14 protein-coding genes and 1 pseudogene are annotated in these 17,622 nt (G+C 60.8%); 5 read left to right on the top strand and 10 right to left on the bottom strand.

The window, feature by feature from the left end; genetic code table 11:
* Positions 1 to 16: 16 nt before the first annotated feature.
* The 8 genes and pseudogenes from ACZ9DP_RS33785 to ubiE all read right to left on the bottom strand — a co-directional run bounded on the left by ACZ9DP_RS33785 (position 17) and on the right by ubiE (position 9,841).
* On the bottom strand, positions 17 to 1,678 hold the full coding sequence (locus tag ACZ9DP_RS33785; RefSeq protein WP_476204946.1) for a urocanate hydratase: 1,662 nt from the start codon (positions 1,676 to 1,678) through the stop codon (positions 17 to 19).
* A 28-nt stretch (positions 1,679 to 1,706) separates the two neighbouring features.
* Entirely contained in the window at positions 1,707 to 2,036 is a 330-nt protein-coding gene (locus tag ACZ9DP_RS33780) for a TfoX/Sxy family protein (protein WP_476204944.1), read from the bottom strand.
* A 4-nt stretch (positions 2,037 to 2,040) separates the two neighbouring features.
* Positions 2,041 to 3,138 carry a DUF917 domain-containing protein gene (locus tag ACZ9DP_RS33775; RefSeq protein ID WP_476204942.1) on the bottom strand — a complete coding sequence of 366 codons (1,098 nt, stop codon included), beginning with the start codon at positions 3,136 to 3,138 and terminating at the stop codon, positions 2,041 to 2,043.
* The gene (locus ACZ9DP_RS33770) at positions 3,119 to 4,399 is read right to left on the bottom strand and encodes a Zn-dependent hydrolase (RefSeq protein ID WP_476204941.1); all 1,281 of its coding nucleotides are present in this window, start codon (positions 4,397 to 4,399) and stop codon (positions 3,119 to 3,121) included. Before ACZ9DP_RS33770 ends, ACZ9DP_RS33775 begins: the two co-directional genes overlap by 20 nt.
* Positions 4,396 to 5,778, bottom strand: a complete 1,383-nt coding sequence (locus tag ACZ9DP_RS33765) for a dihydroorotase (RefSeq protein ID WP_476204940.1) — start codon at positions 5,776 to 5,778, stop codon at positions 4,396 to 4,398. The genes ACZ9DP_RS33770 and ACZ9DP_RS33765 overlap by 4 nt, the downstream gene beginning before the upstream one ends.
* A 28-nt stretch (positions 5,779 to 5,806) precedes the next feature.
* Positions 5,807 to 7,389: pseudogene (locus ACZ9DP_RS33760) on the bottom strand (aromatic amino acid lyase).
* A gap of 95 nt (positions 7,390 to 7,484) precedes the next feature.
* Positions 7,485 to 9,059: a 2-polyprenylphenol 6-hydroxylase gene (gene ubiB, locus ACZ9DP_RS33755; RefSeq protein WP_074066404.1), complete on the bottom strand. Its 1,575-nt coding sequence runs from the start codon at positions 9,057 to 9,059 to the stop codon at positions 7,485 to 7,487.
* A 5-nt stretch (positions 9,060 to 9,064) separates the two neighbouring features.
* On the bottom strand, positions 9,065 to 9,841 hold the full coding sequence (gene ubiE / locus ACZ9DP_RS33750) for a bifunctional demethylmenaquinone methyltransferase/2-methoxy-6-polyprenyl-1,4-benzoquinol methylase UbiE (protein WP_476204938.1): 777 nt from the start codon (positions 9,839 to 9,841) through the stop codon (positions 9,065 to 9,067).
* Positions 9,842 to 9,994: 153 nt separating this feature from the next.
* Here ubiE and mutM point away from each other — a divergent pair, with 153 nt between their 5' ends.
* The 5 genes from mutM to ACZ9DP_RS33725 all read left to right on the top strand — a co-directional run bounded on the left by mutM (position 9,995) and on the right by ACZ9DP_RS33725 (position 15,771).
* Entirely contained in the window at positions 9,995 to 10,885 is an 891-nt protein-coding gene (gene mutM, locus ACZ9DP_RS33745) for a bifunctional DNA-formamidopyrimidine glycosylase/DNA-(apurinic or apyrimidinic site) lyase (RefSeq protein WP_476204937.1), read from the top strand.
* 10 nt (positions 10,886 to 10,895) lie between these two features.
* Positions 10,896 to 11,669, top strand: coding sequence for an enoyl-CoA hydratase (locus tag ACZ9DP_RS33740; protein ID WP_239595894.1), 774 nt, complete (start codon positions 10,896 to 10,898; stop codon positions 11,667 to 11,669).
* 193 nt (positions 11,670 to 11,862) lie between these two features.
* On the top strand, positions 11,863 to 12,141 hold the full coding sequence (gene rpsT / locus ACZ9DP_RS33735; protein ID WP_022713448.1) for a 30S ribosomal protein S20: 279 nt from the start codon (positions 11,863 to 11,865) through the stop codon (positions 12,139 to 12,141).
* Positions 12,142 to 13,011: 870 nt separating this feature from the next.
* Positions 13,012 to 14,565: a chromosomal replication initiator protein DnaA gene (dnaA, locus tag ACZ9DP_RS33730; protein WP_194730056.1), complete on the top strand. Its 1,554-nt coding sequence runs from the start codon at positions 13,012 to 13,014 to the stop codon at positions 14,563 to 14,565.
* A gap of 123 nt (positions 14,566 to 14,688) precedes the next feature.
* A complete protein-coding gene (locus ACZ9DP_RS33725; protein WP_476204935.1) occupies positions 14,689 to 15,771 on the top strand; it encodes a saccharopine dehydrogenase family protein in 1,083 nt (360 codons plus the stop codon).
* Here ACZ9DP_RS33725 and ACZ9DP_RS33720 read toward each other — a convergent pair.
* Both ACZ9DP_RS33720 and fhuF read right to left on the bottom strand, forming a co-directional pair.
* Positions 15,768 to 16,889: an ABC transporter substrate-binding protein gene (locus tag ACZ9DP_RS33720; RefSeq protein ID WP_476204933.1), complete on the bottom strand. Its 1,122-nt coding sequence runs from the start codon at positions 16,887 to 16,889 to the stop codon at positions 15,768 to 15,770. The two genes, ACZ9DP_RS33725 and ACZ9DP_RS33720, sit on opposite strands and share 4 nt — an antisense overlap.
* Positions 16,886 to 17,617 (bottom strand): siderophore-iron reductase FhuF, encoded by a 732-nt coding sequence (fhuF, locus tag ACZ9DP_RS33715; RefSeq protein WP_476205519.1) that lies wholly within the window; start codon positions 17,615 to 17,617, stop codon positions 16,886 to 16,888. The genes ACZ9DP_RS33720 and fhuF overlap by 4 nt, the downstream gene beginning before the upstream one ends.
* Positions 17,618 to 17,622 lie beyond the last annotated feature (5 nt).

Raw genomic sequence — 17,622 nt, 5'->3', positions numbered from 1 at the left:
CGCTCGGTCTTACGTGCTAACTCAATCGGATATACGGCACATCCTTGTTTTGCACTTCGTCCAGCGCCTCCTCGTATCCGGCATCCGCATAGCGCATGATGCCGAGCGCCGTGTCGTTGGTAAGCGCATGATCGAGCCGCTCGTCGCCGGCCTCGGTGCCGTCGGCAACGACTGTCACGCCGCAGCTGGTCATGTAGCCGGCATAGCCGCCTCCGCCGGAATGGACGACGACGAGGTCAGCCATCGAGGAGCAGAGCATCATCGCATCGATCAGCGGCCAGTCGGCAATCGCATCGGAGCCATCCTTCATCCGCTCGGTCATGATGTTTGGATGCGCCATGGCGCCGGCATCCAGATGGTCGCGGGAGAAGGCGACAGGACCGTTCAGCTCTCCGCTTGCAACCAATTCGTTGACGCGACGGGCAAGCGCGGTGCGCTCGCCATGGCCCAGCCAGGCAATCCGCGCCGGCAGGCCCTCGAAGGGCACATGCTCGCGGGCAAGCCGGATCCAGTTGGTGATGATCTTGTTATCCGGGAACATTTCGAGCAGCAGATCGTCGATCCTTGCAATGTCGCTTGCTTCTCCGGACAGCGCCATCCAGCGGAAGGGACCGATAGCGCGCGCAAAGAGCGGGCGCAAATAGGCTTCGGTGAAGATCGGAATGTCGAAGGCATTGGCAACGCCGCCTTCTCTCGCTTGTGTGCGGATCAGGTTGCCGTTGTCGAAGACCTCGGAGCCCTTCTTCTGGAACTCCAGCATCGCCGTCACATGCTGGACGATCGAGGCGCGGCTTGCCGCCATCAACTGGCCCTGGCCGTCGTCGCGAAGTGCCTTGACTTGGGCAAGGCTCATACCCTTCGGAACATAGCCGTAGACGAGATCGTGTGCCGAGGTCTGGTCCGTCACGATATCCGGCACGATGCCGCGCCGGGCGATCTCTGGGTAAATCTCGGCCGCATTGCCGACGAGGCCGACGGATAGTGCGCGCTTTTCCTTCACGGCCGTGTCGATCATTTGTAGCGCGGCATCGAGATCAGGTGCAATCTCCTGCAGATAGCCGATTTGCTGACGCTTCTTTGCCCGCTCCGGATCGATATCGACGCAGAGGATTGCAGCGCCCGCCATGCGGCCAGCAAGCGGTTGAGCCCCTCCCATGCCGCCAAGACCGGCGGTGAGCACGAAGCGGCCGAAGAGGTCGCCGCCGAAACGCCGCTCGGCAATGCGCATGAAGATTTCGTACGTTCCCTGGATGACGCCCTGGCTGCCGATATACTGCCAGGCGCCTGCCGTCAGCCCGCCCCAGCAGATCAGCCCCTTGCGCTGCAATTCGTAGAAGACTTCGGCCCTCGCCCACTGTCCGACGATATTGCAGTTCGCCATGATGACGAGCGGTGCCTTGGCGTGAGTCTTTACCAGGCCGATCGGCTTGCCGGACTGGATCAGCAGCGTCTGGTCCTCCTCCATCTCGGTCAGCGCCTTGACGATGCCCTTGTGCGCCGCCCAGTTGCGCGCCGCCTTGCCGAGCGCAGCATAAACCACGAGATTGTCCGGGTCTTCGCCGACGGCAAGCACGTTTTCGAGGAGGCGCAGCAGCGCCTCTTGCCGCCACCCCTTGGACCGCAACTCCGGCCCGCCAGGAATCGGAAATTTCGGATGACGTGGATTGGGCTTCGGCATAGGACGTCCTTCCTCAAGTCCTGTCTTGTTATTTCACCTGCAGCGTTTGCACATAGCTGAGTGCGGCATCGAGCAGACGCTTGCGCAGGGCATTCTCGCCATAGACACGGGCGTCCGCGCGAACCCAGCCCTGCATCGCCCGTCCGCCCGAGATCATCTGGACGACGCCTGGCAGCTCCAGCGCCCAGCCGTCATTGCTTTTGCCGAGCCGGACGAGCATGCCATCTTCTCGCGCACCACAAAGAAGGTTGCCGTTCAACAGAAAGGCAAAGCCGCCGAACATCGCCTTTTCGCTGAGACCGGGCAGGCCGCCGAGCTCTTCCCTCAGCAGTTCCTCAAGGCCAGTATCTCGCGCCATGGCGTCAGGCCCTTGCCGCCAGGGCGTAGCGTGCAATCTCGATACCCATCGCTTTTTCCACGGGCGGATAAACGGTCGGATCGAGCACGCCTGCAGAAAGCGGTATGATCTCCATCGGCACATGCAGGATGAAGACATGCATACCCTCCGTGAGCTGGCCGACGCTGAGCGGCTCACCGTCCGGCGAAAGCGTCGTGATGACCGAGGGAAAAGTTGCCATGCGCGCTCCATCGGCGTCGTCGACAGCCATGTACTCGTTCATCACATGCATCGTCACGGCTTTGGCGCCGGAGCCGACGACGATCGTGCCGATATCGAAGGCTTCTTTGGTGTAGACGACGTCCTTCTTGGCAATCACGCCTTCTGCGAGGATGCTGCCGCCGGTTGTCTTGCAGATCGCATCGATGACGGCCGGTCCGCCCTTCTTTTCCGCCGCAATGATCGCTTCGCCGAGGGCAAGCGCCATCGAGATGCCGCCGAGTGCTGCATGCTTGCGCACATAGGATGCCCGCACCGGATTGCGGCAGCTGGCAATGAAGCCGCCCGATTGGTCGGAGGCAGCGCGGAGGATCGGCGAAATCTTCGCGGTCGCACCCTTCACCACAAGCTCGAGGTAGCGGTTGTCCGCGCGGTTTCCGCCGACCGCCGTCTGGATCATCTGCTCCGGTGAGCCCGCCATGCCGATCGAGCCCATGTCGCCGGTCGGATGTGCTCGGATATCACCGACAGCATCGACAACCTTGGTGCCGAGAATTGCCGAGGGCAGCCAGCCGTTCAGCGTCGAGGATTTGCCGTTCTGCCCGATGATAAGTCCGGAAAGCCGTTCGCCAAGCTCGTCCTGCAATAGCTGCACGGCCTTCACATAGTCGATGCCTTGCATTTCCCAGGGTGTCGTGGAAGCCGGCGCGCCGATTGCCGCTGCTGTCGCGATCCAGTCGTCGTCCTTCAATTCATCGACGGAAACGAGCTCCGGCTTGCCGATGCTGACCGCAGCATACCCCAGCATCCTGCCGTGATCGGCCCAGCCGCCGCCGCCCGCTGCATAGACCGAGCCGCCCTTGACCGCCGCCTCAACGTCTTTCTCAACGAGTATGCGCCCCATCCTCAGCCTCCCTTTCCAGCGTCCTGTCCATCTCGCGCACAGCCTCGAAAAGCACGGCAGCGCCGAGTGCGATGTCGTCATTCTCTGCCCATTCGTCGGCCGAGTGGCTGCGTCCTTCCTTGCATGGCACGAAGATCATCGCGGCCGGCGCGACCTTGGCGATCCATGCCGTATCGTGCCCTGCACCGGACGCCATGCGTCGATGTTCGGCACCGACGGTTTCACAGGCGTTTTCCAGCGTCCTCAGCAGGCTGGGATCACCGGGCGTCGGATAGTTGTCGGATACGCGACTGGGTGAATTGATCATGACGCCGTGGGCGATCGCAAGCGTGATGACATGCGCATCGAGCCACTCGCAGAAGGCTTCCATGTCGCTGCGAATTTCCGCGCGTCCGTCGATGAGCAGAACCACCTTGGAAGGCACGACGTTGGCCGCATTCGGCTCGATCCGGAATTCGCCGACGGTCGCAGCGAAATGACCCGGCGTCTTCGCCCGCTCCGCGGCCGCATTGCGGATATCGAGCACCAGTTGCGAGGCCGCCACCAGCGCATCCGCGCGGGCATCCATCGGCGTCGTACCGGCATGGTCCGCCCGGCCCTCGACGGTGACTTCAATCCGGGTGATGCCCGCAATCGCCGTCACGATGCCGATATCCTTCTTCTCGTTCTCAAGCACTGGCCCTTGCTCGATATGCAGCTCGAAAAAGCCTTTGAGGTCCGGACGCCGCTGCGCAAGAAGCGTCGCCGGATCGCCGCCGACACCGGAGATGCCTTGTGCCAGATCGCGGTCGCCGCTCTTGCGCGAAAGCCAGGCTTCGGGAAGTTGCCCAGTCATGCCGCGGCTGCCGACGCATGAAACGCCGAAGATGCTGACCTCTTCTGCGAGGAAATCGACGATTTCCAGGTCATGCTCCAGTGTGATCCCCTGGTCCTTGAGCGCGCGCGCGACTTCCAGCGCCGAGATCACACCGGCGATACCATCAAAGCGTCCGCCGTCCGGCACCGTATCGGAATGCGAGCCGACCATAATCGTGCCAAGACCTGGTTTCGTCCCTGCACTGCGTCCGATCAGATTGCCGGCGGCATCGATCCGCGTCTCCAGCCCGGCCGCCTTCATGCGCGCTTCGATATAGGCGCGGCCTACAAGAAAGAGCGGCGAGAAAGCCCGGCGTGTCCATGGATGATCGGGTTCGGTGATCTTCGCTAGCGCATCGATATCCTCGGCGATGCGATCGGCGTTGACGGGCAGGTTGCGGTTCATGCAGCTTCTCCGGAAATGATCTGACGCGGCCAAGGGCGGACGAATTTTCCCGTGCCGGGCTCTGCAAGCACCTTCGTGCCATCGGTTATCTGCCTGCCGCGCAGATATGCCGCCGAAATCGTCCATGGCAGACGGATGCCGTCATAGGGGCTCCAGCCGACGACATTGTTGCCGTTCGCGGCAGCATCATAGACGGTTTCGCGCGGTTCAAGCACGACGATGTCGGCATCCTTGCCGGGCGTCAGCGCGCCCTTGATGTGGTCGAGGCGGAAATGTTTCGCCGGATTTTCCGCCATCAGCTTCGCAGCCCATGTGAGCGGGATGCCTCGTTCGAGCGCTCCCTTGACGAACAATGGCACCATGACCTCGAGCCCGGGCACCCCGGATGCATTTGCCAGCATATCCGGATTGGTCTTGCGATTTTCCGACCAGCTCACATGATCGGTCGAAACCAGCCAGACGTTGCCTTCCGCCACTTTCCGCCACAGCGTTTCCACCTCGGCGCGCGGCCGGATGGGCGGATTGATCTTTGCTTTGCCGCCGAGGCGGCGCACATCGTTTTCCTCGTCAAGCGTCAGGTAGTGAATGCAGCATTCGACCGTCGCCTCGAACCCGTCGCGGCGATAGGCCCGCGCGATGTCGTAGCCGCGGCCGAGCGAGCAATGAACAACATGCGCCGGGCAGCCTGTATGGGCCCCGGTCTCGAAGATCGTGTGCATGGCAAGCAGCTCTGTGATCGGCGGACGCGAGAGAGCGTGCGCGCGCCAGTCCGTCACGCCGCTTGCCTTGACCTTCTCCATGTAGGTGCGCACTGCCTCGTCGTCTTCGTTGTGGACACCGGCCGTCAGCCCGGTCGGGGTGATTGCCGCAAAGCATTCGTCGAGAAGGGCGGGCGGGATGCGCGGGAAACGCTTCGGATCGGTCCCGAAGGTCGAGAATTTGAAGGCGGCAACGCCGGCATCCGCCATTTCGCGGATTCGGGCCGCACCTTCTTGCGGATTGACCGTGCCGTAGAGCGCGAAATCGATGCGCGCCTGAGGGCTCGCGTGATCGATCTTCTTCTTCACCGCTTCGGCCGAGCAGACGAGATTGCCTTCGTCGTAGGGCATGTCGACGATCGTCGTTACGCCGCCAGCCGCCGCTGAACGCGTCGACCAGATGAAGTCCTCCTGATCCTTCTGGGAGAGCGAATGCACTTGCGCATCGATCGCACCCGGCAGGACCAGCGCCTTGCCGAGCAGATGCCGCTCCCTGGCCGCAGGCGGCACGCCGATGCCGACCTCGGCGATCTTGCCGTTGCGGGCTGCAACATAACCCTCTTGGAGGATGCGCTCCGGCAGCACGACGGTACCCTGCAAAACGAGGTCGAAATCAGCCATGCTGTTCCTCCGTATCCGGTTCAAAAGCTCAGATGACGAGAGCGTCCTGCGTCAGTCTCCGTTCGATGCGCTCGAGCGAGCCGAGCGCGAAGAAGTCGTCGAATGCGGCGATCGGTACCTGCTCGATCAGCTTCGAAGCGAATTCGTCGGATCCGAGTTCTTCCTCAATCGCTTCAACCTCGGCCGAAAGCGGCCGGTCTACGGTGTAGAAATCGGCGTGCTTGCGCACGACATCGTAGATCATGCCCGCAACGCCCTCGGGCCGGTCGCCGAGAATGTCGGCCGCCTGTGCTGCCAGCAGAGCCTCGAGTGCAGCAAGACGCTTCAGCGCCTGCATCTGCCGCTCGAAGCGCTCTATGACCAGCGGCAGGAAAGCCGCTTCGTCCTCAAGCCCCGCCGCAACCACCAGCGACTGGGCGGATACCGGGTTGGACATGGAAAGCACGCGTGAAAAGATCTCGCCGGCAAGCTTGATGATCGGGCCGAAACCAGTTGCGATTCGGCCTGGTGGCACGAGGTTCACCGGTAGGTCGCGCCGCTGTCCGTTGCCGAGCAAGACACAGCGGTTGAACGCGTTGCGCGCCGCATGCGCCATGCACAGTGCCGCCGATTCCAGCAGGATCGTCACATCGAGGGGCAGCGAACCGCCGGACGTCATCACCCGGCCCTCGACCACAACCGGGTTGTCGTCAGAGCGGCCGGTGGCAGCAAGGATCTTGTGACCGGTCGAGAGCAGGTTCTCGATCACGGCGCCGAAGACCTGCGCGATCATGCGAAGGCTGAGCGGATCCTGCACGTGGGTCGCGACCGGCCATTCCCAGGCGTCCGAGGCATTGCATAGCCACGAGCCGATCAGGGCTTCCCGCGGGGTACCGACATGGCGCACTGCCCGCCAGGGGTCGCGGGAAGCGCCAAGCGCGCCGGCCGCCATCATACCGGTTGCGAGCAGAACGCGGATAGAAGCCGCCGCATTGCGCGTTGCCTCGGCGGCGGCTGCAAAGCTCACGGCATTGATGCTGAGCGAAGCGAGGCTGTCGCGGGGCGCCATGGTGACCGGTTCCAGCCCCGCTGCCCTGAAGGCATCGGCCGCTTGCATGCGCTTGCCGCGATAGACGGCTTCGCCGACGCCGGTCAGAACCGCACCGATCTGTCCCATAAGGCCGATATCGGCGCAACCGATCGAGCCCGTGCGCCGCACGAGCGGGATGAGGTCGGCCCTGAGCAGCCGCAGATAGGTTTCTATGAGTTCCGGCGTACACCCGACCTGGCCCGTCAGCGCGGTATTGACGCGGATGGCCATGGCATTTCGCACGACAGCGCTGGAAAATGGTGTGCCGGTGCCGAAGTGATGGGCCCGCACGAGGCCGAGGTTGAAGGTGTCGAGTTCCTCCGCCGACCATTCGACATCCTTCATCGCGCCGACTCCGGTAGTGGAACCGTAAACGGGAATGCCAGCCTGGATCGCTTCTTCGACGACGGAACGTGCGATCTCCACGCGTGCCATGCCTGTCGCCGAAGCAGAAAGCGCCACCCTGCCGGAGCCTATCCTCACCATCTCGGCAAAGCCGAATGGTTGGCCGGAAGTTCGATGCCGGGGCGTTCATGCTTCATCTGCAGGTCTCCTTGAATGCGAGACTAAGCGAGCACTGCGCATTATGAGATATCCCAAATGCCGAACACAGCATGTAATTGTTTGTGTCTGAGCCTCAGCTCAGCATCCAGGCTATATAGAGAAGCGTCAACGCGATAATCGAGAGCGCCAGGCGGCCGGACCGGCTGTAGCGGGCCTCGGATTTGCCGATCGCGTCTGCCGTTTCGGCGTCAAAGCGCAGTCCATGCTCGCTCATATGCAGCAGCTGATGATGGAATTTCTCGGTCTGGGCAGCGATTTCCGGAACGGCTTCCGCAAGCTTCACGGCAGCCTTCAGTCCATCTTTGAGGTCGGTGACGACCCGCTTCGGACCGAGATTGTTGCGGATCCAGTCGCCGACGACGGGCTCCGATGCCTTCCACATGTTGAAACGCGGGTTCAGCATGCGCGATACGCCTTCGACGACCACCATGGTCTTCTGCAGCATGACCAGTTCGGGCCGGGTCTGCATGTCGAAAAGTTCCGTCACCTCGAAGAGCAGCGTCAACAGCTTGCCCATCGAGATCGTTTCAGCAGGCTGGCCGTGGATCGGCTCGCCGATCGCCCGGATTGCCTGGGCGAAACTTTCAACATTGTGATGGCCTGGCACATAGCCCGCCTCGAAATGGACCTCGGCAACACGCACGTAGTCGCGCGTAATGAAGCCATAGAGGATCTCGGCGAGGAAGCGCCGCTCCTTCTTTCCGAGTCGGCCGACGATGCCCATGTCGACGGCGACGATCATGCCGCCTGAATCGACGAAGAGATTGCCGGGATGCATGTCGGCATGGAAGAAGCCGTCGCGCAGCGTGTGGCGCAGGAACGATTGGATGAGGACATCGGCAAGCGTGTTGAGATTGTGCCCGGCAGCGCGCAGCCCCTCGACATCGGACATCTTGACGCCGTCAATCCACTCCATGGTGATGACGTCGCGGCCGGTGCGTTCCCAATCCACCTTCGGAACGCGAAAGCCTGGATCCTGTCCCGTGTTTTCGGCGATCTCCGAAAGTGCAGCCGCCTCAAGCCGGAGGTCCATCTCGACTTTGGTCGACTGCTCGAGCGTTTTCGTTACTTCGACCGGCCTCAGCCGCCGGCTCGAGGGCATGAAGCGCTCCTGCATACCGGCGACGAGATACATTGCCTCGATGTCATGGGCGAAGCGCTGCCGTACGCCGGGGCGCACCACCTTGACGGCGACCTTCCTGCGGCCATTGGGGGTATTCACCTCTGCAGGATGCACCTGCGCAATAGAGGCTGCGGCAATCGGATCGTCGAAAGTCGCATAAAGCTCTTCGATCGGGCGACCGAGCGAGCCTTCGATACTCGCCTTTGCCGCCGCAATCGGGAAGAAGGCCATCCGGTCCTGAAGCTGCGAGAGGTCGTCGGCGAATTCGACGCCGACGACGTCCGGCCTGGTCGCCAGAAACTGACCGATCTTCACATAGGAAGGTCCGAGCCGCTCGACTGCCTGGGCCAGCCGATCGCTGCGTTTCTTGGCTTTTGCGCGGCTGCGCGCAAACAGGCCGACAAAGGATTTGGCAAGGCTCACGGAAGGCGGCAAGCCTTCCGAAGGCAGCGCCGAAACAACGCCCTCGCGCACCAGAATCCAGCCGACCCGCACGAGCCGAAGATATGCTCCGAAAGCACTCATTTAGATCAAAGCTTCCAGCCCGAGTGCAGGGCCGCGATGCCGCCGGTGTAGCTGGTGTAGGTCACGCGCGAAAAGCCGGCCTTACGGATCATTTCCGAAAAATTTTCCTGGTTCGGGAACTTGCGGATGGATTCGACAAGATACTGATAGGGCTCGGCGTCGCCGGTTATCGCCTTGCCGAACCTCGGAATGGCATTGAAGGACCAGGCCTCGTAAACCTTGTCCAGAAGCGGCATTTCCACTTCCGAAAATTCCAACACGAGCAGCCGGCCGCCGCGCTTGAGCACACGATAAGCTTGCGAGAGCGCCACGTCGATGTGCGGCACATTGCGGATGCCGAAGGCGATCGTATAGGCATCGAAGGTGCCGGCCTCAAAGGGCAGGTCCTCGGCATTGGCCTCGATGAAGGTGAGATTGTCGGAGAGTCTCTTCTTGTCCGCCCGTTCGGCGCCGACGCCGAGCATGGAGCCGTTGATGTCGAGCACGGTCGCATGCGCCATGCGGTTCGATGCTTCGACGATACGGAAGGCAATATCGCCGGTGCCCCCCGCAACATCCAGCACCTTGTAGCCCGGTTCCTTGCGGGGATTAAGCGCCGCGACCATCGCATCCTTCCAGGCGCGGTGCATGCCCATCGACATCACATCGTTCATGATATCGTAGCGTCTGGCGACCTTATGGAAGACGTCGTTGACGAGACCCTGCTTCTCGCCACTCGGCACCTCGCGGAAGCCGTAGGATGTTTCCATGCCGCCATTGGCGGAAGTACGGCTTTGTGACATCGGACTACTCCGTTACTCGAAATCGGTACGGCGACCATAGCGAAAGGCCGCTTGAGACGCTATCTGTGGAGGCGGGGGTAATACCCGCGGCTTACTGGCGCTATAACCCACATCGTCCGCAGTTGAAACACGTTTAAATACAGATGGGTTAAGATGCCGGAATTGCCAGAAGTCGAAACGGTGAAGCGTGGTCTTTCGCCCGCCATGGAGGGCGCGCGCATCGAGCGGCTGGAGCTTCGCCGCGGCGATCTGCGCTTTCCCTTTCCGGAAAATTTCGAAGACCAGGTTTCGGGCCGCACCATTATCGGGCTTGGCCGCCGCGCCAAATACCTGCTGATCGACCTCGACAGCGGCAAGACCATCATCTCCCATCTCGGCATGTCTGGCTCCTTCCGCATCGAGCAGGGGCCAGTCAGCCAAACGCCAGGCGATTTTCGCTGCGAGCGGTCGAAGGACGAGAAGCATGACCATGCGATTTTCCATCTGGAAGGCAAGGCTGGTGAGCGCCGCGTCATATATAATGATCCGCGCCGCTTCGGATTCATGGATATCGCCGATCGCTCAGAGCTTCAGAACAATCCCTTCCTTTTCGGCCTCGGGCCGGAGCCGACCGGCAACGAACTGAGTGCCACCTATCTGGCAGAACGCTTTGCGGGAAAGGCACAGCCCCTGAAGGGCGCTCTTCTCGACCAGAAAAACGTTGCTGGTCTCGGCAATATATATGTGTGCGAGGCGCTCTGGCGCGCGCACCTGATGCCGGCACGCGCTGCGGGAACCCTGGTCACTAAAACCGGAAAGCCGAAGGAGCAGCTTAGTCTTCTCGTCGCGTCTATCCTCAGCGTCATCGCCGATGCGATCAAAGCCGGTGGCTCGTCACTTCGCGACCATATCCAGACCGACGGCTCGCTCGGCTATTTCCAGCATTCCTTCTCGGTCTATGACCGCGAAAGTCTGCCTTGCCGCACACCCGGTTGCGGCGGTACGGTCTCGCGCATCGTGCAGGCAGGGCGTTCCACCTTTTATTGCCCGGACTGCCAGAAATAGGGAGACAAACATGGCCTATGAAACGCTGATCGTCGAAACCCGCGGCAATGTCGGTCTGATTACGCTGAACCGGCCGCAGGCACTGAACGCGCTGAATACCACGGTACTGAAGGAATTGAAGCAGGCCTTTGCAGATTTCCACGACAACGAGGCGATCGGTGCAATCGTTCTGACCGGGTCCGAACGCGCTTTCGCAGCCGGCGCCGATATCAAGGAAATGCAGCCGCTGCAGTTTGCCGATATGTACAAGGCCGAATTCATCAGTGGCTGGGACGAGATTGCCAAGGCCCGCAAGCCGGTGATCGCTGCCGTCAGCGGCTTCGCACTCGGGGGCGGCTGCGAATTGGCCATGATGTGCGACTTTATCATAGCGTCGGACACTGCAAAATTCGGTCAGCCTGAAATCACGCTCGGCGTCATCCCCGGCATGGGCGGCTCACAGCGCTTGACGCGCATGGTAGGCAAGTCGAAGGCTATGGATATGGTGCTGACCGGCCGGATGATGGATGCGGCGGAAGCCGAGCGTGCTGGACTCGTTTCGCGCGTGGTCGCGCCCGAGCGGCTGCTCGACGAAGCGCTGGCGGCGGCCGACAAGATTGCTTCGCTGTCGCAGCCTTCGGTGCTGATGGCCAAGGAGGCGGTCAATCGCGCGCTGGAAACCACGCTGGAGGAGGGCCTGCGTTTCGAGCGTCGTCTGTTCCACAGCCTTTTCGCAACGGAAGATCAGAAGGAAGGCATGGCGGCCTTCATCGAGAAACGCAAACCGGCCTTTAAACACCGCTGATCTTCATTCCACGGAGAAAGGCGGCGTTTCCTTGAAAATGCGCGTTGACGCGGGCCGGCTTTAGAGTTATATGCCCGCCCACGGTTCGGGAAGCCGATCAGGTTTTCCGTTTATGCTTCCGCATTGCTGAAAGTTGTGGCCGCAGGGCCCGCGGTGATGGCGGAGTTTGTTCGAATTCTTGAGAGAGGCATCCATGGCCAATACAACTTCGGCGAAAAAAGCGACCCGCAAGATCGCCCGCCGTACCGACGTCAACAAGGCTCGTCGCTCGCGCGTTCGCACTTTCGTTCGCCAGGTCGAAGAGGCACTTGCAGCTGGTGATGCTGCCAAGGCAAAGGAAGCCTTCCTCGCAGCGCAGCCGGAACTCGCGCGCGCTGCAAGCAAGGGCGTCGTCCACGCCAACACGGCATCCCGCAAGGTCTCGCGGCTCGCTGCCCGTGTGAAGGCTCTGTCGGCGACTGCGACCGCATAATCTTTCGTTAACAAATTGATCGTTATGATTAGCCCGGTAATCAAGCCGGGCTTTTTCGATTCCGACGATCATCTCCGGATTGGTTAATTTGGCGACTGTTTCGTGTCACTGGGGTGACATGAAAAAGTGTTTAAAATCAAATAGTTGCGCAAGGATGTTTCCAGCTTGGGCGACTCTTCTGCGTTCCGGCAGGCTTAGTTGTGAGTCAAGCGGATTTTTATTTTTTTTCTTTCAATGCGTGTCCAAAATACCCACTTCGGGAATCTCCTTGATTCTCCTGCGATTCTTTTTTGACATTGGCGTGACGCCCAAAAACGGGCTCCGGAGTCAATGGTCGCTTCTTAATTTTGCGTAAAATTCATCATTGATCTCGGCAACCGATCCTGCCTAAATGACTTCCAGCAAAGGGCGCGGACATCACCTGCAAAGGCTCAGTCTAAACTGCCACACCGGCAGGGCGATGAGTTTGTGTCATTTGTCACGGAGTAGCTATCTCTCCGTTTTTTCAAGCACTTGAGCTATTTGCGCCGGGACCGTGGCTGGTCACGGAACGAAGATGCATTGTGCGCTCGGCGGCTCCATGTTCAAGGGAGCTGAAGGGGATGGGGACAGTAATATTTGCGTTCGGGCAGGCTGGTCGGAAAACGAGGTCCGGTAGCCGGCTTGGCGCGGCGAGCATGACGGAGGCCGCATGAAGGCGGTATCCGCCACGGTTCTCTGCGTCGGTCTCGCTTTGCGGGACAGTGTTTGTGTGAACCGGCATGCATGATGGTCCATGAAAGGGCCACCGGCATGCCACAACGGGGAAAATTGATCGGGCGGCTGTTTGACTGATGTCCGCCCGGTGAAATGAATTTGGAAGGCGGCATGATGCAAATGAATTCATTGACGACGGGTGCTCTTGAAAATGGGGATAAGGCACCGCAGGCGTTTGGCTCTATTTGCCCGGATGCGGCGGGGGAAAAAGGAGACATGAAGCATGGCATACTTTTCGAGCGTGTTGGTGCACGTCTGAAGGCCCAGGTCGGTCCGGACGTTTATGCAAGCTGGTTCGCACGTCTGAAGCTGCATTCGGTTTCAAAGAGCGTCGTGCGTCTTTCGGTTCCCACTACATTTCTCAAGTCGTGGATCAACAATCGTTATCTTGATCTCATCACCAGCCTTTTCCGGCAGGAAGATGCTGAAATCCTGAAGGTGGAAATTCTCGTCCGTACAGCAACGCGTCAAGGCATGAAGCCGATGGATGAGGCAGCTTCCCAAGAGCCGGTCTCACCGGTCACGCCAATGCGTCGCCCTCTTGCTGCTCAGCCTGCTGGTCAGGCGGTTCAACAGGCCGTTTCGGCCGCCGCTGCCGCCCGTCCCTCGACGGTCGGCCAGCCGCTGTTCGGTTCGCCGCTCGACTCGCGCTTCACCTTCGACACCTTCGTTGAAGGCAGCTCGAACCGCGTTGCGCTTGCTGCGGCAAAAACAATTGCGGAAGCAGGGCAGGGCGCAGTGCGCTTCAACCCGCTCTTCATTCATTCGAATGTCGGCCTCGGCAAGTCCCACCTTCTGCAGGCGATCGCCAACGCAGCGGTTCAAAATCCGCGGGCGCTGCGTGTCGTTTATCTGACGGCCGAGTATTTCATGTGGCGTTTTGCAACCGCGATCCGGGACAACGATGCGCTGACGCTGAAGGACTCGCTCCGCAATATCGACCTTCTGATCATCGATGACATGCAGTTCCTGCAGGGCAAGATGATCCAGCACGAGTTCTGCCATCTGCTGAACATGCTGCTCGACAGCGCCAAGCAGGTGGTGGTTGCCGCCGACCGTGCGCCTTGGGAGTTGGAATCGCTCGATCCGCGGGTACGGTCCCGTCTGCAGGGCGGTGTGGCGATCGAGCTTGATGCGCCGGACTACGAGATGCGCCTCGAGATCCTGAAGCGCCGCCTGGCTGCGGCCCGTCTGGAAGATCCATCTTTGGAAATCCCGGCCGAACTGCTCTCGCACGTTGCCCGCAGCGTGACGGCAAGCGGCCGCGAACTCGAGGGCGCCTTCAATCAGCTGATCTTCCGGCGCTCCTTCGAGCCGAATCTGTCGATCGAGCGGGTCGACGAACTGCTTGCCCATCTGGTCGGCTCCGGCGAGCCGCGCCGCGTGCGCATCGAAGATATCCAGCGCATCGTCGCACGCCACTACAATGTGTCCCGCCAGGAGCTGGTTTCGAACCGCCGCACACGCGTCATCGTCAAGCCGCGGCAGATCGCCATGTATCTGTCGAAAACGCTGACGCCGCGCTCATTCCCGGAAATCGGCCGCCGCTTCGGTGGGCGCGACCATACGACCGTGCTGCACGCGGTGCGCAAGATCGAGGAGCTGATTGCGGGAGACACCAAGCTTTCGCACGAGATCGAGCTTCTGAAGCGCCTGATCAACGAATAATCGGCGACCCTCCACCTCAAGTTTGCGGCCGGAAGCAATTCCGGCCGTTTTCTTTTATGAGTTTTTTTCTATACAGCCTCAAGAAGCGAGCGCCGCGGCTTCGACGGCGCTGGGAGGGTAAACATGAGTTTCAAGAGGATCGCCGTGCTCGGACTTGGTAAGGTCGGACGGCTTGCGGCAACGCTTTTGCATGAGGGCGGCTTCGAAGTAACGGGCGTCGATGCGCAATTGCCGCAGGCCGAAGTGCCGTTCGCGTGCCGCGTCGGCGATGTTTCCAACCCGGCCTTCGTGACGGAGCTGCTATCCGGTGTGGAAGCAGTGCTTTCCTGCCTGCCATACCATCTCAATATCGAGCTTGCGCGGGCTGCCCACGTGGCAGGCATCCATTATTTCGACCTGACGGAAGACGTTCCGACCGCCAGTTTGATCATCCAACTGTCGAAGACGTCGCGTGGCCTGATGGCGCCGCAATGCGGCCTGGCGCCGGGTTTCGTCGGCATCGTTGGTGCAAGCCTTGCCGATGGGTTCGACCGCTGCCGCTCGATCCGCATGCGTGTCGGTGCTTTGCCGCAGAACCCGACGGGCTTGTTGGGCTATGCCTTCAACTGGTCGCCAGAAGGCGTCGTCAACGAATATCTGAACGATTGCGAGGTCATCGAAGGCGGTGTGCGCAAGTTCGTCTCACCGATGGAATGGCATGAAACGATCTATGTCGAGGGCGTCAAGCTTGAAGCCTTCACCACGTCGGGCGGGCTCGGCACGATGTGCGATACGCTGCACGGCAAGGTCGACAATCTCGACTACAAGACGATGCGCTATCCGGGCCATATGGACCTGATGAATTTCTTCTTCCATGAGCTGCTGATGCGGGAGCAGCGAAAACTCGCCGGCGAAATCCTGACCAATGCCAAGCCGCCCGTCGACGACGACGTGGTCTATGTCCATGTCGCGGCCGAAGGCACGCAAGCAGGAAGCCTCCGCCGCAAGGAGTTCGTGCGCGCTTATTATCCGATCGAGATTGCCGGCGCGCGCCGCACGGCGATCGCCTGGACGACCTCGGCATCCGTCGTCGCCGTCATCGAAATGGTCCGCGACGGCCTGCTGCCGGCAACGGGCTTCCTGCATCAGGAGCACATCCCGCTCGATGTGTTCCTGCAGACGCCAACCGGAAGCCTGTTCAAGGCGAGCGCCTCAAGTCGCCATTAGCTCGTGAGGCTCGTCCAATAGGCGCCTTCGAAAGGCACCGCGGCAAAACGCTCGTTGATCTCGGCAAGACTTTTTGCCGGATCGACGTCGTCGAAAAGTTCGGGCCTGACCCAGGTTGCCACCGCTTCGGCTGCCAGAATGTTCAGCGGCACGGCATTGAAGAAATTCCACATACCGTGCACTTTGCCTTCGCGAACCGCCTTCAACGGCGCAAGATTTGGCATCTTCACCGTTTCGCCGAGCGAGCGCTGGGCTTCTGATGGATCGACGCCGGGACCGATGGAAAAGGCCGTATAGGTGCCGCCGGGTGATCCGGTAGCAATGTAGACGTCTGGATCGGCTGCGAGGATATATTCCGCAGTCACCGGTCCGCCCTGGGGTGGAAGGTTCTTGTCGGCGGCGTTGCGGCCGCCTGAAAGCGTTATCAGTTCTCCGAGCCCGGTGCGGCCGATTGCCCAGCTTCCGCGGACATCGCTTGGAAAGGCATCCATCAGTACGAGAGGGCCGCTGTGCATCGCCGCCTTGGCTTTGATGCGCTCAAGCCGCGTCTCGAAGAACCTGGCGAAATCTTCGGCTTGCTCATTGCGATCGAAAATCCGGCCCAGAAGGCGCATGTCGCGCGGCGTGGTCCTCAGCGGGTCGCGATTGAAATCGACAACAACGACCGGCACACCGACGGAGTCGAGATACTGTATCGCACGCTGGCCAAGTTCGCTGTCGGCCTGCCACATGGCCATGATCGCAAGGTCGGCATTGAGCGAGAGCGCCGCCTCGAAGGACAGCCCATCCACCTGGCCGTTGCCGACGAAAGGCACGTTCTCGATTGCCGGAAATTTCTTTCGGAAGGCCTCATAGATAAAGGGATTGTCCCCCTTCATGTCGTTTGCCCAGCCGGCGAGCAGGCTGACGGGATCGGGAAGGATCAGCGAAAGGGCGACAAGGTTGAATCCCGTCCCAAGGATTACGGCTTCCGGCTTTTTCCTGATCGTCACCTTGCGGCCGATCGCATCCGTGATGGTGAGCGGCCACGCAGATTGCGCTTTTGCAACGTGCGGAGCACAAAGAACGACGGAAGCCACAGCGAGCAGATTTCGCCGTGTCGTGAGAAGCTCGGTCATTGCGGGTTCCTCTGGCTTGGCAATGCGCACAGTTTGCCGCAGCTTGGAATTCCGGGAAGCATGTATCGAAGGCAGCAGACCTTGCGCCGTGCGACCTGCTCACCCTCTTCATCCAGATAGCTGACGCAGCCGCAAAACGGGTTTACGCCGCCATCCGGCAGGTAGCCGCGCACAAAGAGCGGAAGGTCGGGGCCGTCTGATGGCTCTCCTCCAGTCAGCCGCAATGCATAATCGATATAGACGGCAGCGTTGTTCCAGCAGAGCTTCGCCGAGATGCCGCAGGCCTTCAGCCGCATGACGGCCTCGCCAAGGTGGTTTTCAAGCAAGCGACCTACGGCCGTGAAACTTTCGGTCTCGACCTCGCTTTCGATCGTGCCGGCATGCGGGACGCCGAAGGCGCGCGGCAGGCCGTTATCCTCCAATGCGATCGTCATCTCTTCGAATCCGACCGGAAGGGCCTGGCCGCCCAGGCGCCGGGCAAGCAAGTAGGGGATCGAAAGTCCGGAAAAATAATAGAGCGACCACATGGAAACGACGGCGCGCCGGTCGCTGCCGCCGGATATTTCCGCATAGCGATCAATCGCGCGCTGAAAGCCTCCGTCCCGGAAAAAAGCAGGCAATGGCACGCCGCCGGCAAGCTCCTTGCTCATCATCATCTTGTCCCGGCACCAGGCATGCTCGCCGGAAAAGGCGGGCGATAGGCCAAGCAGCCCGTCCTCCATTGTCATCTCCC

The sequence above is a fragment of the Rhizobium sp. USDA 4016 genome (genome assembly GCF_056279705.1).
This window is presented reverse-complemented; position numbering and strand designations above follow the sequence as displayed.

What these genes read in the sequence shown, in the direction of transcription:
- ACZ9DP_RS33785 (WP_476204946.1), bottom strand. Translation starts at nt 1,678, where the DNA reads ATGCCGAAGCCCAATCCACGTCATCCGAAATTTCCGATTCCTGGCGGG.
- ACZ9DP_RS33780 (WP_476204944.1), bottom strand. Translation starts at nt 2,036, where the DNA reads ATGGCGCGAGATACTGGCCTTGAGGAACTGCTGAGGGAAGAGCTCGGC.
- ACZ9DP_RS33775 (WP_476204942.1), bottom strand. Translation starts at nt 3,138, where the DNA reads ATGGGGCGCATACTCGTTGAGAAAGACGTTGAGGCGGCGGTCAAGGGC.
- ACZ9DP_RS33770 (WP_476204941.1), bottom strand. Translation starts at nt 4,399, where the DNA reads ATGAACCGCAACCTGCCCGTCAACGCCGATCGCATCGCCGAGGATATC.
- ACZ9DP_RS33765 (WP_476204940.1), bottom strand. Translation starts at nt 5,778, where the DNA reads ATGGCTGATTTCGACCTCGTTTTGCAGGGTACCGTCGTGCTGCCGGAG.
- ubiB (WP_074066404.1), bottom strand. Translation starts at nt 9,059, where the DNA reads ATGAGTGCTTTCGGAGCATATCTTCGGCTCGTGCGGGTCGGCTGGATT.
- ubiE (WP_476204938.1), bottom strand. Translation starts at nt 9,841, where the DNA reads ATGTCACAAAGCCGTACTTCCGCCAATGGCGGCATGGAAACATCCTAC.
- mutM (WP_476204937.1), top strand. Translation starts at nt 9,995, where the DNA reads ATGCCGGAATTGCCAGAAGTCGAAACGGTGAAGCGTGGTCTTTCGCCC.
- ACZ9DP_RS33740 (WP_239595894.1), top strand. Translation starts at nt 10,896, where the DNA reads ATGGCCTATGAAACGCTGATCGTCGAAACCCGCGGCAATGTCGGTCTG.
- rpsT (WP_022713448.1), top strand. Translation starts at nt 11,863, where the DNA reads ATGGCCAATACAACTTCGGCGAAAAAAGCGACCCGCAAGATCGCCCGC.
- dnaA (WP_194730056.1), top strand. Translation starts at nt 13,012, where the DNA reads ATGCAAATGAATTCATTGACGACGGGTGCTCTTGAAAATGGGGATAAG.
- ACZ9DP_RS33725 (WP_476204935.1), top strand. Translation starts at nt 14,689, where the DNA reads ATGAGTTTCAAGAGGATCGCCGTGCTCGGACTTGGTAAGGTCGGACGG.
- ACZ9DP_RS33720 (WP_476204933.1), bottom strand. Translation starts at nt 16,889, where the DNA reads ATGACCGAGCTTCTCACGACACGGCGAAATCTGCTCGCTGTGGCTTCC.
- fhuF (WP_476205519.1), bottom strand. Translation starts at nt 17,617, where the DNA reads ATGACAATGGAGGACGGGCTGCTTGGCCTATCGCCCGCCTTTTCCGGC.